This window comes from Agromyces bauzanensis (assembly GCF_014645655.1).
Classification (GTDB): domain Bacteria; phylum Actinomycetota; class Actinomycetes; order Actinomycetales; family Microbacteriaceae; genus Agromyces; species Agromyces bauzanensis.
Genome location: NZ_BMMD01000011.1, coordinates 74,617 through 88,049, shown reverse-complemented (window position 1 = coordinate 88,049; position 13,433 = coordinate 74,617). Strand labels below are relative to the sequence as shown.

Here is a 13,433-nt window from a genome sequence, read left to right as displayed (position 1 = left end):
GGGCCGTCAGCGGCGCGTAGCGGCGTCGGACACGAGTCCGTCGAGCAGCCAGCCGTGGCCGCGCTCGAAGACCTCGTCGCCGCTCTGACGCGAGATCGGCTCGGCGCAACCCGCGGCATCCGGGTCAGCGGATGACCGCTCGCTGTCGTAACGTACGCGCATGGGCACACGTGTGACCGACAAGTACGACGTCAAGCGCGACCGACGTGAGCTGTACGGGGCATCCGCCCGGGATTTCACGATCGTCGACGTGCCGCCGATGATGTACCTCGCGGTCGACGGGCACGGCGACCCGAACACGGCCGCCGAGTACGCCGAGGCCGTCGAGGCGCTGTTCGGCGTCGCGTATGCGCTGAAGTTCCGCAGCAAACGGCAGCTCGGCCGCGACTTCGTGGTCGCGCCGCTCGAGGGGCTCTGGCGCGCCGACGACCCCGAGACGTTCGTGACGCGCGACAAGGAAGCGTGGAGCTGGACCATGCTCATCGGCCAGCCCGAATGGATCGACGAGGCGATGGTCGCCGACGAGGTCACGGCCGTGCGTGCGAAGAGCGACCGGCCCGTGCCCGCCCTCGACCGGCTGGAGCTGCGGGAGCTTCGCGAGGGGCGGTCGGCGCAGATCCTGCACGTCGGCTCGTACGACGACGAGGCGCCGACGCTGGCGCGGCTCCATCACGAGTGGATGCCGCAGCACGGCCTCGCCTTCAACGGCGACCATCACGAGATCTACCTGAGCGACGCCCGCCGCACAGCGCCGGAGAAGCTCCGTACGATCCTGCGGCAGCCGGTCCGTCCGGTGTGAGCCGGCGGCGCGTGGGAGGATCGCCGCATGAGCGGCAACGACCCGTCATCCGCAACCGTGCCCGTGTGCGTCGTGGTCGACGTCGCCAACGTGGTGGGCTCTCGGCCCGACGGCTGGTGGCGGGAACGCGCCGGGGCGGCGACCAGGCTGTTGGCAAGCCTGCCCGGGCTGCTCGGGCGGGAGGCATCCGTCGACGCCGGTGACGTCGCAGCCCGACGCGTGCGCATCGAGCGGATCGTGGCCGTGGTGGAGGGCGCTGCGACGTCGGCCACCGCGCCCGACGAGGTGACCCTGGTGCGAGCCCCGCACGACGGCGACAGCGCCATCGTGTCGACGGCGGCCGAGCACGTCGGCACGGGGGCGCGCGTCGTGGTGGTCACCGCCGACCGCGGCCTGCGCGCGCGGCTCTCCGACGGGGTGCTCGCGACCGGGCCGGGCTGGCTGAACGACCTCCTCGGACGGTGAGACGAGCGCCCGCGGCCCGGCGACCGGCGCGAGGTCGACCCGCTGGCGAGGTCAGCGCGGACAGGATGCGTCGACGAGCGCCTGGGCGGCGGCCTTCGCGGCATGGGATGCCGCGGGATCGGCATCGAGCACGCCGATGGCCAGGCCGCCGTCGATGAGCATGGTCAGCTGGCGGGCGAGCAGGTCGGGATCGGTGGCCTCGGCGCGGCGGGCCAGGTCGGTGACCCACGCGCGAACGACCCGCTTGTGCTCGACGGTGCGGGCGTGCACGTCGCTGCCGGTCGTGGACTCGGCGGCGGTGTTGATGAACGCGCAGCCGTGGTATCCCTCACGGCGGGCGGCGCTGTCGAGGGCATCGAACATGCCGACCAGCTGGGCACGAGGATCGTCGCCGGCGTCGCGGGCGGCCGCTCGCAACTGCCCGAACCAAGTCTGGTCGACTCTGTCCAGGTAGGCGAGTACGAGCGCGTCCTTGCGTGGGAAGTGCTTGTAGAGCGTTGCCTTGGCCACCCCGGACTCGGCGATGACGGTGTCCACTCCGACGCCGGGCAGGTACTTCGCCAACCGCACCGCCAAGGAGTCCAACAAGGTCTCGTACGACCTCGAGGCCGCGGGGCGCCTGCGGCAGGTGAGCTCCGACCTCGTCGGACTCCCCGACTCAGGGCGCTGACTACGCGTCGACGGAGAGGGCGACTCGATCTCCTTCCACGACGACGACGGCCACCTGTTCGAGCTCCACGCGGGATCGTTGCGCGAACGCCTCGCGGTCTACTCCGCGGATGCGTCGGGAGACCGGGGGTCGCTGACCGTGTGACGGCCGGCCGCCCCCGGCGCGCTGTCGCGAGCTGTCAGCCCATCCCCAGCCGCGCGGAGCAACCCGCGGGTACCGTCGGAGGTGTGGCCTCCTCGACGCCGAGCGCGACCCCGCGGGTGCGGTTCCGATGCTCGTGCGACTCGTCGACGTGGTCATCGCCGCCCTCGGCTGACTTGCCAGAATGGTCGGGTGACGACTGCGACCGACATCCAGCTGGGCGACCTCGCCGACGAGCGGGTCATCCGCCTGCTCACCGACCACCTGAACGACATGTTCGCCATGTCGCCCGCCGAGAGCGTCCACGCGCTCGACGTCTCGGGGCTGTCGGTGCCCGAGGTGACGTTCTGGACGATCGCCCAGGGCGACCGGGTCCTCGGCTGCGTCGCCCTGAAGGAGCTCGAGCCGGGGCATGGCGAACTGAAGTCGATGCGCACCGATGCCGCGGCGCGCGGCCGCGGGCTCGGTGCTCGCCTGCTCGAGCACGTCCTCGCCGAGTCCGCTCGCCGCGGATACCGACGGGTCAGCCTCGAGACAGGATCGCATGAGTTCTTCCGCCCGGCGCGCACCCTCTACGCGAAGTACGGGTTCCGCGAGTGCGGGCCGTTCGGCGACTACGTGCTCGACCCGAACAGCGTATTCATGATGCTCGAGCTCGGACCGGCGCCCACCGCCTGATCTCACCCCGACGTGGGCGCATGACGGCGACGTTGGTATGGAGCCTTCGATGGTCGCGGAGTTCCCACACCGCGACTGAATCGCGGGGGGTTCGATGGGCCAGGCCGACGACGCCGAACGCCCGGCCTGCGAAGCACAGGCCGGGCGTTCAGGCAGCATGGCGCACCCGCTCAGGCGGCCTCGGCGACCTCCTCGAGGCGAGTCGTCGAGCTCCACGGTGGGAACGCGTGCAACTCGACGGGTCGACGCCAGCGGGGCATCCACCTGCTGCGGGCCGTGCGCGAGGAGGATGGGCGGATGAGTGAGTCGCAGCTCGGAGCGTCGTTCGTGGTGACCGGTGGGCTCGGAGGAGTGGGTCGGGCGATCGTGGATCGCCTCGCTGCCGTGGGCCACGTGGTCGTCATCGACCGGCGCCCGTCGGCGGATCTGCCGGAGCGTGTTCGCCTCGTCACCGGAGACGCCGCCGATCCCGAGGTCGCGGCCGAGGCCGCCCGCCTGGCCGAGGGCCGCGGCAGGCTGGTCGGATGGGTCAACAACGCCGCCGTGTTCGGTGATGCCGGGTTGCTCGATGGCACCGCCCGCGACATCCTCGACCTGATCACTGCGAACCTGGCGATGGCGGTCACCGGATGCCACGCCGCGGTGCGGCACTTCCACGCGCACTCGCGCGGCGGCGCGATCGTGAACGTGTCGTCGCATCAGGCCCAGCGACCGGTGCGCGCGCTGCCGTATGCCACCGCCAAGGCGGCGATCGAGGGGCTCACCAGGGCGGTCGCCGTCGATCACGGGCCGATCGGCATCCGCGCCAAAGTCGTACCGCACGGCTCCATCGAAACCGAGCGGTACGACCGACTGCTGGCCGACCGCCCCGAAGTGGCCGCCCAGATGGCCGCGCTCCACCCGCTCGGACGCGTCGGCACCGCGGCGGAGGCGGCGGAGGTCGTCGCATTCCTGCTGTCGAGGCATCGGGATTCGTGAGCGGAGCCGTCATCCCGGTCGACGGCGGGCGCGCGGCGTACGGTCCCGACCCCGAAGCGACGAGCTGAGGGCGCGCCGTCGTCGAGGGGCGGCCGGTCACGACCAGGATCAGACCGACGCGACCGACGCGACGAGGAACGGCGCGCCGGTGGGGTCGATGAGGCCTGCGCGTCGTCCGGGGGGCGCATCCTGCGGCGACATCGACACGGTCGCGCCGGCCTCGACGGCACGACCGACGGTCTCGTCGACATCGGCCACCCCGAACGCGACACTCCACGACGGCGGCACATCGGGGCCGAGCGTCGCGCTCGCGTCGAGGATGCCGGCGAAGCTGCTCTCGCCACGCGTGAAGGTCGCCCGACGGGGTTCGTCGTCATTGCGCGTGACGCTCCAGTCGAAGGCGTGTGCGTAGAAGCGCTCGGCCGCCTCGAAGTCGCTCGCGGCGAGCTCGAACCACACCGCGGTGCCGAGCTCGCCGAACGCGTCGAAGCCCTCCATTCCGCCGGGCTGCCAGTAGCCGATCACGGCCCCCGTCGCATCGATGGCCATGCCCATGACCCCCAGCTCGGGGATCGCCGTCGGCTCGAAGAGCACCGTGCCGCCGGTCTCGGCGACGAGCTCGCCCGTGGTCGCCGCGTTGAACGTCAGCAGGAATACCGTCCAATGCGGTGGTGCGGGATCCTCGTCCGTCCGCGGACCGATGCCGGCGATGCGTCGGCCCTCGGAGGTGAACAACCGGTAGCCGCCGTATCGCTCGTCGATGATGTCCTCGACCTGCCACCCGAGGAGCGAGGCGTAGAAGGCGGATGCCGCTTCGACATCCGTGGTGGCAAGGTCGACCCACGCCGGCGCTCCCGGCACGAGGTCTTCGGGTCCGGGCAAACGAGCCTCCCCTCGAAGCCGACGCGGTCATGAGCGACACGGCGTCGTTGGCGCATGCTAACACCGGGAGCTGTCAGCGCTCGGGGCGGCGAGGGGATGCATCGGCCTCCGACCACTGCAGCACCCCGCAGCGCGCGCAGGGTGTTCCACCGGCTGGTCTCGCCCTCGGGCGCCTCGTCGCCGAGGCGCGGGATCGGCCGCCCGCCCGCCTCCCGGAAGTAGTCGAGCGCACGCAGCACGTCGACGACCCGGTACCCGGAGCATGGGCGCCTTCTCGCGCGCCATGGCGGCGCGGTCGCCCGGATGCCACCGCCTGACGAGGCTCGGCGAGTACGAGTAGTATGTGAAGAGGAAGTCCTCGATCGGATGTCGCTCACCGCGCGCCGCGGGACGTCACGCAACGAGGATACGTCGTCCGGTCCGGGCGGTGGCTCGCGACCAGGAGTGCCGGCAGCGCGGTCAGCCGTCGTCGCGTTGCGCCGCGGCGATCGCCTCGCGGATGTCCTCCTCCACGAGATCCGCGTTGATGCCGCTGCCCGCGAGGTTCCCGGCCGCCATCGCGACGGGGACCGACGACTGCGCGGTCGCGATGTTGCCCGCGGCCCAGAGCCCCGGAACGTTCGTCCGACCCGACGCGTCGACCAGCACCCAGTCGACGCCGTTCTGGCGGATGGTGCGCGCACGGAGTTGGCGCAGCAGGCGGTCGTTCGGCACGGGGCGCGGGGCGACGAAGATCGAGTCGGCCTCGTCTTCGGTTCCGTCGTCGAGGCGGATGCCGCGGAGGTCGCCCGTCTCGTCGCCGACGACCTCCACGACCGTGCGCGACTCGATCGCGATGCCGCGCGCCTCGAGGCCGACGCGCGCGGCGTCGGGGAGGTTCACGCCCTGGGTGTAGAACGTGACGTGCGGCGACAGCTGCCGCATGAGCTGCGCCTGGTGTGCGTTCGTCGCGTCCGTCGCGATGACGGCGATGCGCCGGTCGCGCACCTCCCAGCCGTCGCAGTACGGGCACAGCGCGGCGTTGCGGCCCCACTGCTCGGTGAGGCCGGGGATGTCGGGAAGCTCGTCGCGCAGGCCCGTGGCCAGGAGCATCCGTCGTGCCGTGTGCCGTTCGCCCGACTCGAGTACGACCTCGAAGCCGATGTCGTCGGTGTCGAGCGGGCTCGCCGAGGCGACCGTGCCCGACTCGACCGCGACGTCGTGGTAGCGCGTGAGCTCGGCGCGCCCGGCGGCCAGCAGGTCGAGCGGCGAGGAGTGGTCGTGGCCCAGCACGCCGTGCATGTGCGCGGAGAAGCGGTTCCGCGGTTCGCTCCCGTCGACCACGAGCACACGGCGCCGCGACCGGCCGAGCATCAGCGCGGCGCTGAGGCCCGCGCTGCCGCCGCCCACGATGATGACGTCCCATTCGGTTCGCTGCATGAGTCAACTCTGTCAGGCCCATTCGGCACGGCGGCACCCGCCAACAGGAAATCGCACGATGTGCAGGACGGATGCCGCGGAATCGTCCTGCACATCCGCCGATCTCCTGCACTTCCCAGTCGCGCCAGCGGCATCCGCTCAGTGGTACCCGCCGCTGTACGCGTTGATCGCCGGCTGTCCGCCGAGGTGCGCGTAGAGCACGTTCAAGCCCGTCGGGATCTCGCCGCTCGAGACGAGGTCGATGAGCCCCGCCATGGACTTGGCCTCGTGGACGGGGTCGAGGATGACGCCCTCGAGTCGGCCGGTGAGCCGCATCGCCTCGTCGGTCGACTCGACCGGGACCCCGTAGCGATCGCCCGCCCAGCCCTCGAGCACCGTGATCTCGTCGTCGCGCAGCTCGCGGCCGACCCCGATCAGCGAGGCGGTGCGGCGCGCGATGCGCGCGACCTGGTCGCGGGTCTCGTCGACCTTCGCGGGCGCGTCGATGCCGATGACGCGCCGCTGCCGTCCGCCGAAGTTCTGCTCGAGGTCGGCGAACCCGGCGATCATGCCCGCGTGCGTCGATCCGATGACCGAGCACACGACGATGGTGTCGAAGGACACACCGAGCTCGGCCCCCTGCGCGGTGACCCCGTGCGCGCAGTTCGCGAATCCGAGCCCGCCGAGGGGGTGGTCGGATGCCCCGGCCGGGATCGGGCACGGCGTACCGCCCGCCTCTTCGACGTCGGCGATCGCCTGCCGCCACGACTCCTTGAAGCCGAGCAGGTCGGGCGCGAGCTCGTCGAGCCGCTCCCGACCACGGGTTCGGTCGTCCATACGCCCGAGACTATGCCGGGGATCCGACAGCCGGGCGTCGGTGGCCGGTGGCAGACTGGCCCCGTGCTGCTCGACGAGCTCGTGACCACCGCCGAGGCCGTCACCGCGACCCGCTCACGGCTGGCGAAGGTCGACGCGCTGGCCGCGCTGCTCGCACGCCTCGAGCCCGACGAGATCGCCCCGGCCGTCGGGTTCTTCGTGGGCAAGCCGCGGCAGGGTCGCGTCGGGGTCGGATGGCGCGGGGTGAGCGCGGCGGTGGGGGAGCACGCCGCGGCCGCCACGCTGACCGTCGCCGAGTTCGACGACCTGCTCGACCGGCTGGCCGCGACCTCGGGCGCCGGGTCGGCGAGCGAGCGCGGCCGCGTGCTGCGCGAGCTCACCGCCAGGGCCACCGAGCGCGAGCAGGGCTTCATCAGTCGCGTGCTCCTCGGCGAGATGCGCACGGGCGCGCTCGAGGGCGTCGTCAACGACGCGATCGCCCGGGCAGCGGGGTCGCCCGGGCGAGGTGGTACGCCGAGCCGCGATGCTCTCGGGCGACCTCGGCGAGACGGCGCGCCTCGCCCTCACCGGCACCGAGGCCGAGCTCGCCGGCGTCGGGCTCGTGGTGGGCCGACCGGTGCTGCCGATGCTCGCCGCGACCGCCGCGACGCCGACGGCCGCGATCGAGGCCGTGGGCGAGGCATCCGTCGAATACAAGCTCGACGGCGCGCGCATCCAGGTGCACCGGGCGGGCGACGACGTGCGCGTCTTCACCCGCAACCTCGCCGACATCACGCACCGCCTGCCCGAGGTCGTCGAGGTCGTGCGGCGGATGCCGGTGCGCGATGTCATCCTCGACGGCGAGACGCTCTCGCTCGACGAAGACGGCGCGCCGCGCCCGTTCCAGGAGACGATGTCGCGATTCGGTGCGGATGCCGCGCGCGAGACGCTGCTGCATCCCTGGTTCTTCGACGTGCTGCACGTCGACGGCCGCGACCTGCTCGACGAGCCGCTGGCGACGCGCCTCGGCGAGCTCGAGCGCATCGCCTCGGCCCACCGCATCCCCGGCGAGGTCACGGCCGACCCCGGGGTCGCCGAGCGGGTCTCGCGCGACGCACTCGCCGCGGGGCAGGAGGGCGTCGTGGTCAAGGCCATCGAGTCGCCGTATGCCGCCGGTCGCCGCGGGTCGAGCTGGATCAAGGTCAAGCCCGTGCACACCTACGACCTGGTGGTGCTCGCGTGCGAGTGGGGGTCGGGGCGCCGCACCGGATGGCTCTCGAACCTGCACCTCGGCGCGCTCGACCCGGCGGGCGAGTTCGGCGAGCCCGGCGCCTTCGTGATGGTCGGCAAGACCTTCAAGGGGCTCACCGACGAGCTGTTGCGGTGGCAGACCGAGTACTTCCCGCAGATCGAGGTGCGCCGCACGACGAACACGGTGTGGGTGGCGCCGACGACGGTCGTCGAGATCGCGATCGACGGCGTGCAGCGGTCGAGCCGCTACCCGGGCGGCGTCGCGTTGCGGTTCGCGCGCGTCAAGCGGTACCGCGACGACAAGCGCCCAGAAGACGCCGACACGATCCAGACGTTGCGCGGGCTGCTGCGCGGGTAGAAGACCTAGCGTGCCTCGCGCGGATGGCGCCGGCGACCACGCGAGAAGCGCGCGACCACCTGCTCCGTGGTGGCGGTGAGGAACTCGCCGGGTTGCTCGGCCAGCCACCGCTCCGCGACGAGCTTCACCGGGTAGAGCAGCGTCTTGTGCCGAGGCTCGAAGACCGCGAGCTCCGTGCCGTGGTCGTCGTCGGCGAGCATCCAACTCAGCGGGGTGCTGCGCACGAGGTGCTCGCCGAGCGCCGTGCCGATCGCGTTGATCAGCACCCTCGGGTCCGACCGTTCTGGCGGATTGATGCGTCGCCAGCGAGCGGCCGCCTGATCGTAGAAGGCCCGGATCTGATGCACGTCGTCGAGGTCCGCGCCCGTTCGCGTGACGATCTCGGTGTGGGCGGCGATCCACTCGCGCTCGGGGTCGCCGATGTCGCGCAGGCGCGGCAGCCGCGATGACGCCCCGTCGGCGGAACGCTTGGAGAGGATTCCCACCCGGACATTCTCACCTGTCGGCGGGGCGGACTCCCGCCATCCCAGACCCGCTCCTGCCCCCCGAACTGGTGCAGACGTGTGCCCCGAACCGTCGGCACAGCCCGGTGCGGCCGTACCGGCCGTGCACGCGTCGTGCGACCCGCACTGCGCGAAGTGGATGTCGACGAGCGGGTGGCGGCGCCGGAACCGTTCGAGCAGCGACGGCACATCCACGACTCCGAGGCACTGCTCGGCACCGACCCGAAGCTCGCCCGAGAGCTGCCGGGTGGCCTGCACGACGGCGTCGCGGGCCGCCGCCGACTGGGCGAGCATCGCGCGGGCGTACGGGAGCAGCTCGAGCCCGGTCGGTCGGCTCGACGCGACGCGTGGTGCGTGAGAAGAGCGGGGTGCCGAACTCGTCCTCGAGGCGGCCCGAGGGGTCGGACATCCCACTCACCCGTGCAGAGTGGTACCCGCACCCGTTGACAGCGTCGTGGCTCGCGGCGATCCGGGTGGTCTTGGCGAACATGCTCGCCATCGGGTTGATGGGCAGGTGAGCGACATGCGCATGCGACAGCACGAGCTCAGCACCGCCTTCGGCTCGCTCTTCGTGTTGGCCCTGATCGGCCAGTCGATCACCGGCCCGATCGAGTTCAACGAGAAGGAGGCGTCGCACGGCGCGCCGCCCGTCGGCTGGGGCGAGTTCATCACGTCGTCGGAGTTCGTCGTCGACGTGGCCGAGAACCGGCAGTACGAGTATCTGCAGCTCTTCCTGTTCATCCTCGCCACGATCTGGCTCGTGCAGAAGGGCTCTCCCGAATCCAAGAAGCCCGGTGAGGAGGGCCTCGGCACTGACGAGGAGCAGCTGGTGGGCGAGCATGCCCGCCCCGACTCGCCGAAGTGGGCGAAGGCCGCCGACTGACGGCGCGCCGTCCTCTCGAACTTGCTGCTCCTCGTGATGGGCGCGATCTTCCTGCTGTCGCGGCTGGCGCAGTCGCTCGCGGGGGTCGTGGTGTTCAACTCGGAACAGGTCGAGCACAGCCAGGCCGCGATCTCATGGGCCGAGTACCTCGTCTCGGCCGATTTCTGGAACCGCACGCTGCAGAACTGGCAGTCCGAGTTCCTCGCGGTCGGCAGCATGATCGCATTGTCGATCTTCCTCCGCCAACGGGGATCGTCGGAGTCGAAGCCGGTCGGCCCGGCGCAGGGCGTGACCGAGACGTGGGCGCGCGACTCCGAGGGTGCGTCGCGCTCGCTCGGTGCGCTGCTGAGTCCCGCGCGTGCCGAGATCCTGCTCAGCAGTCGGGGCCGGCGCGGGGTTCCCGCCGCCCGAGGACCGGCGTACAGTCGCATCGTCGGGCTGGGCCGGCTGGCTCGCCGGAACGCGACATCCGCTCGGATCTCGCGGGGCTTCGCCAGGAGGTGGCTCATGGGCTCAGGGGATGCACGGCGCCGGCCGGGGGGCCTGCGCCGGGTGGCGCACGCGGCGGTGGCCCTCGTGGCCGGCACGCTCGCGCTCGCCGCGTGCACGGGCGCCCCCACCGCCGACGAGTCGTCGCTCCCCCAGGGCGGCGAGATCGTCGAGCTCGACCCCGACGAGTTCAGTGCAGACATCGACCATCCGTACTGGCCGATGTCGCCCGGTACGCAGTGGGAGTACCGCGAAGTCGGCGCCGACGGCGAGGAGCTGAGCGTGGTCGTCACGGCGACCACCGACACGAGGGAGATCGCGAACGGCATCACCGCGCGAGTGGTGCGCGACACCGTCTACCGCGGCCACGAGATCGTCGAGGACACCTTCGACTGGTACGCGCAGCGCGACGACGGCTCGGTCTGGTACCTCGGCGAGGCCACCGCCGAGTTCGAGGACGGCGAGATCGTCACGACCGAGGGGTCGTTCGAGGCCGGTGTCGACGGCGCCCAGGCGGGCGTGCTGCTGCCCGCCGACCCGAAGCCGGGGCAGTCGTACCGGCAGGAGTACCTGCAGGGCGAGGCCGAGGACGTCGGCGAGGTGCTCCGCGTCGGCGAACGGGCCGAGGCGCCCTACGGGGCCTTCGACGACGTGCTCGTCACGAGCGACACGAACGCGCTCGAACCGGAGGTCGTCGAGTACAAGTTCTACGCGCGCGACCTCGGACCGCTGCTCGCCCTCGACGTGGCCGGTGGATCAGGGCGCGAGGAGCTCATCGAGGTGCGCACCGTGCCCGACGGTACCGGCACCGGGCCGCTCGGCGAGCCCGGCTGACGGGCGAGTGCGTCGGGTGACGCCGACGCGGAGGCTGCCGTGGTGCGGCTCGTGGCGACGGTCATCGGAACATCGTGTCAGCCGACGTGTCCCGCTGTCACGGGACACCGGTCCCGAGTCGTCGACGCGCTGCCGGTGCGCGCGGACCATGCGGGTGAGCGCGGTGACCTGGTTGGTGAGATCTCCGGCGGCATGCGCCACCCCGACCGCCTCCTCGAGGAGCTCGGCGCGTTCGTCGGGGCGGGCGAGCCGCTCCCGAAGCAGGAGGCAGCGCGTCATGCACCGCAGGTCGCCGAGGCGCCGGAAGGTGGCCGTGAGCTCGAGGAGGTCGTCCCGGTCGGCCGCATCGGTCGCGTTGCCGGGTCGTCGGCCCGGCTCGGTCGCCCTCGCGGTCGCGGCATCCGTTCGCAGCATGGCCTGCACGAGGTGGGCGTGCGCGAGCTCGTGCACGTTGCCGGTGCGCTGGGCGTAGTCGGCGCACTCGGCCGCCAATCTCGCCGCCCGCTCGGGCCCGAGCCGGTCCTCCGCTGCCGAGAACCCCATCATGAATCGCGCGTTGTTCGCGTGCGCGGGCGGAGTCCGGCGGCGAGGCGTGGCGGTACGCGACCCCGCGCATCTGATGCACCGCGGCGAGCTGCCATGCGTCGTCGAGTTCGACGGCGAGCTGTTCGGCCTCGTCGAGGTGGGCCAGCGCATCGGGGATCCGGTCGAGGTAGGCGTCGGCGAGGCCTGCGAGGTGGGTGGCGGCGAGGCGCGACCGCGGGTCGTCGGCTCGGGCGAGCGCACGCTGTGCGAGCTCGTCGACGAGATGCACGTCGACGAAGGCGAGCCCGATGCCGAGATCGAGCAGCTGTCTGGCGGATGCCTCGGCACGCACCCGCTCGTCCTTCGCCGCCATGGCGAGCGTGCGCACGCTGTCGACGTCCGAGCCGTACTGCTCGACACCCACGGCCAGCGAGGCGGCGAGGGAGACGGCCGATGGATGCCCCGCCGCGAGCGCCCAACGCACGGCCGTGTTGACCTCGGGGCAGAGCGTCTCCGAGGTGTGCACCGCCTCGGCGCTGTCGTCGGTGCGCGCGTGCCGCACGAACTCGGTCACGACCTCGTCGAGGTATTCGGCGTGCCGTTGCAGCACCTCTCGGATCACGGCGGGATCGGTTCGCGCCCGCACGAACTCGCGCATGACGGCGAGCGGCCGGAATCGGCGCGGCCGCCCGCCGGCCGGCACGACCAAGGAGTGGTCGAGGAGACGAACCAGCACGCCCTCGGCCCCCGGGTGCGTGACCGCCACTGCGAGGTCGACGTCGAAGGTGCGGGGGAGTGCGGCGAGCCGGCAGAGCACGTCGCGTTCCTCGTCGCTGAGCAGGTCCCAGGTCCAGTCGAACGCGGTCTCGAGCGTGCGGTGACGGCCTTCGGGCGCGGCCCGGTCGAGGGCGGCGAAGTCGCGGGCGAGGGTTCGGCGGCCGACAGCGTCATCGGTGCCGCCGCCGCACGACCGGCCGCGCCGAGACGGTCGAGGAACATCGCGACGGCTGCGGCATCGGGCCCCTCGGTCGTGAGCGGGGCCAGCGGGAACACGCCCTCGGCGGGGTCGCCGATGGGGGTTCGCGACGTCGTCAGCACGCGGAGGTCGGGGGCGACGGACTGCGCCCTCGCCACGATCTCGCCGACGGCGGGACCGACCCGGTCGACGTTGTCGAGCACGAGCAGGTACGGGTTCGCCGCGAGCGCCACCGCGACCGACGTCGAGGCATCCGTTCCGGGCGCCTCGCCGTCGATCGAGGGAAGGCGGAAGAATGCGCTCATCCAGAGCCCGGAGAGCGCCGCGACGAACCCGGCAGGAACGACGACGCGCCCGGCGAGCCGGTGCCAGCGGCGGCGGCGCAGCGAGGGCACGAACTGGAACGCGCCGAGCACGCTGAACACGGTCGCGCCCACGATGTGCAGCACCACGGGCACGGGCGCCTCGAACAACCGCGCGTTGTCGGGTGTGACGGCCGCGCCGCTCGACAACTCCGTGAGCCGTGCGGCTCCGGCCACGACCGGCACGAGGCTCAGCAGGAGGGGCCCCGTGACGGCGAGCCAGGCGCGGGCCGGCCTCGATCGGGCCGGACGCGGTGCGGTCGACCGGGGACCGGTCTCGTGGGCGATGGGTGACGGGCGCGTGACGGATGATTCGCTCATGCCTCGATGCTCTCGAGGCGGGCTCGCCCGCGGCTCGGCCGATCGGCTCGAATCGCCTCGTCCGATCGGCCGGACTCGGGTCCGCCCCTCCGGTGGGGAGGGGG

Annotated in this window: 12 protein-coding genes and 3 pseudogenes; 7 read left to right on the top strand and 8 right to left on the bottom strand. The window is 72.2% G+C overall.

What is annotated here, in order from left to right; translation table 11 throughout:
• Positions 1–6 precede the first annotated feature (6 nt).
• The gene (locus tag IEX31_RS10780; protein ID WP_188743430.1) at positions 7–162 is read right to left on the bottom strand and encodes a hypothetical protein; all 156 of its coding nucleotides are present in this window, start codon (positions 160–162) and stop codon (positions 7–9) included.
• Here IEX31_RS10780 and IEX31_RS10775 point away from each other — a divergent pair.
• Entirely contained in the window at positions 161–799 is a 639-nt protein-coding gene (locus IEX31_RS10775) for a GyrI-like domain-containing protein (protein ID WP_188743429.1), read from the top strand. The two genes, IEX31_RS10780 and IEX31_RS10775, sit on opposite strands and share 2 nt — an antisense overlap.
• Before the next feature lie 27 nt (positions 800–826).
• Positions 827–1,264 carry a hypothetical protein gene (locus tag IEX31_RS10770; protein ID WP_188743428.1) on the top strand — a complete coding sequence of 146 codons (438 nt, stop codon included), beginning with the start codon at positions 827–829 and terminating at the stop codon, positions 1,262–1,264.
• Between the two features lie 51 nt (positions 1,265–1,315).
• Here IEX31_RS10770 and IEX31_RS10765 read toward each other — a convergent pair whose 3' ends face one another.
• On the bottom strand, positions 1,316–1,774 hold the full coding sequence (locus tag IEX31_RS10765; RefSeq protein WP_229662273.1) for a TetR/AcrR family transcriptional regulator: 459 nt from the start codon (positions 1,772–1,774) through the stop codon (positions 1,316–1,318).
• Here IEX31_RS10765 and IEX31_RS18895 point away from each other — a divergent pair.
• The 3 genes from IEX31_RS18895 to IEX31_RS10750 all read left to right on the top strand — a co-directional run bounded on the left by IEX31_RS18895 (position 1,767) and on the right by IEX31_RS10750 (position 3,731).
• Positions 1,767–1,934 carry a hypothetical protein gene (locus IEX31_RS18895; protein WP_229662272.1) on the top strand — a complete coding sequence of 56 codons (168 nt, stop codon included), beginning with the start codon at positions 1,767–1,769 and terminating at the stop codon, positions 1,932–1,934. The two genes, IEX31_RS10765 and IEX31_RS18895, sit on opposite strands and share 8 nt — an antisense overlap.
• Positions 1,935–2,267: 333 nt before the next feature.
• A complete protein-coding gene (locus IEX31_RS10755; RefSeq protein ID WP_229662271.1) occupies positions 2,268–2,753 on the top strand; it encodes a GNAT family N-acetyltransferase in 486 nt (161 codons plus the stop codon).
• A gap of 297 nt (positions 2,754–3,050) precedes the next feature.
• Complete coding sequence (locus IEX31_RS10750; protein ID WP_229662270.1) at positions 3,051–3,731, top strand: SDR family NAD(P)-dependent oxidoreductase; 681 nt, start codon at positions 3,051–3,053, stop codon at positions 3,729–3,731.
• Positions 3,732–3,839: 108 nt separating this feature from the next.
• On the opposite strand, the gene IEX31_RS10745 is transcribed toward IEX31_RS10750, so the two are convergent.
• The 3 genes and pseudogenes from IEX31_RS10745 to IEX31_RS10735 form a co-directional block, all read right to left on the bottom strand.
• Positions 3,840–4,613, bottom strand: a complete 774-nt coding sequence (locus tag IEX31_RS10745; protein WP_188743426.1) for a VOC family protein — start codon at positions 4,611–4,613, stop codon at positions 3,840–3,842.
• A gap of 459 nt (positions 4,614–5,072) precedes the next feature.
• Positions 5,073–6,032, bottom strand: coding sequence for an NAD(P)/FAD-dependent oxidoreductase (locus IEX31_RS10740; RefSeq protein ID WP_188743425.1), 960 nt, complete (start codon positions 6,030–6,032; stop codon positions 5,073–5,075).
• Positions 6,033–6,170: 138 nt separating this feature from the next.
• Positions 6,171–6,821 (bottom strand): annotated as a pseudogene (locus IEX31_RS10735) (pyridoxal-phosphate dependent enzyme); the annotation flags it as partial.
• A gap of 90 nt (positions 6,822–6,911) precedes the next feature.
• Between IEX31_RS10735 and IEX31_RS10730 the strand changes: the two are divergent.
• Positions 6,912–8,436, top strand: a pseudogene (locus tag IEX31_RS10730) (ATP-dependent DNA ligase).
• Between the two features lie 5 nt (positions 8,437–8,441).
• On the opposite strand, the gene IEX31_RS18885 reads toward IEX31_RS10730, so the two are convergent.
• Positions 8,442–9,233 (bottom strand): DUF3806 domain-containing protein, encoded by a 792-nt coding sequence (locus IEX31_RS18885; RefSeq protein WP_229662269.1) that lies wholly within the window; start codon positions 9,231–9,233, stop codon positions 8,442–8,444.
• Positions 9,234–9,462: 229 nt separating this feature from the next.
• On the opposite strand from IEX31_RS18885, the pseudogene IEX31_RS19455 reads away from it, so the two are divergent.
• Positions 9,463–11,145, top strand: a pseudogene (locus tag IEX31_RS19455) (DUF6766 family protein).
• Here IEX31_RS19455 and IEX31_RS10710 read toward each other — a convergent pair.
• Both IEX31_RS10710 and IEX31_RS19450 read right to left on the bottom strand, forming a co-directional pair.
• The gene (locus tag IEX31_RS10710; protein WP_188743423.1) at positions 11,068–11,691 is read right to left on the bottom strand and encodes a hypothetical protein; all 624 of its coding nucleotides are present in this window, start codon (positions 11,689–11,691) and stop codon (positions 11,068–11,070) included. The pseudogene IEX31_RS19455 and the gene IEX31_RS10710 overlap by 78 nt on opposite strands.
• 597 nt (positions 11,692–12,288) lie before the next feature.
• A complete protein-coding gene (locus IEX31_RS19450; protein ID WP_188743422.1) occupies positions 12,289–13,329 on the bottom strand; it encodes a DUF2306 domain-containing protein in 1,041 nt (346 codons plus the stop codon).
• Between the last annotated feature and the right edge of the window lie 104 nt (positions 13,330–13,433).

Bases quoted from the DNA above. Each gene is read 5' to 3' on its own strand.
- IEX31_RS10775 (WP_188743429.1), top strand. From the start codon at position 161: ATGGGCACACGTGTGACCGACAAGTACGACGTCAAGCGCGACCGACGT.
- IEX31_RS10780 (WP_188743430.1), bottom strand. From the start codon at position 162: ATGCGCGTACGTTACGACAGCGAGCGGTCATCCGCTGACCCGGATGCC.
- IEX31_RS10770 (WP_188743428.1), top strand. From the start codon at position 827: ATGAGCGGCAACGACCCGTCATCCGCAACCGTGCCCGTGTGCGTCGTG.
- IEX31_RS10750 (WP_229662270.1), top strand. From the start codon at position 3,051: ATGAGTGAGTCGCAGCTCGGAGCGTCGTTCGTGGTGACCGGTGGGCTC.
- IEX31_RS10740 (WP_188743425.1), bottom strand. From the start codon at position 6,032: ATGCAGCGAACCGAATGGGACGTCATCATCGTGGGCGGCGGCAGCGCG.
- IEX31_RS18885 (WP_229662269.1), bottom strand. From the start codon at position 9,233: ATGCTCGCCCAGTCGGCGGCGGCCCGCGACGCCGTCGTGCAGGCCACC.
- IEX31_RS10710 (WP_188743423.1), bottom strand. From the start codon at position 11,691: ATGATGGGGTTCTCGGCAGCGGAGGACCGGCTCGGGCCCGAGCGGGCG.
- IEX31_RS19450 (WP_188743422.1), bottom strand. From the start codon at position 13,329: ATGAGCGAATCATCCGTCACGCGCCCGTCACCCATCGCCCACGAGACC.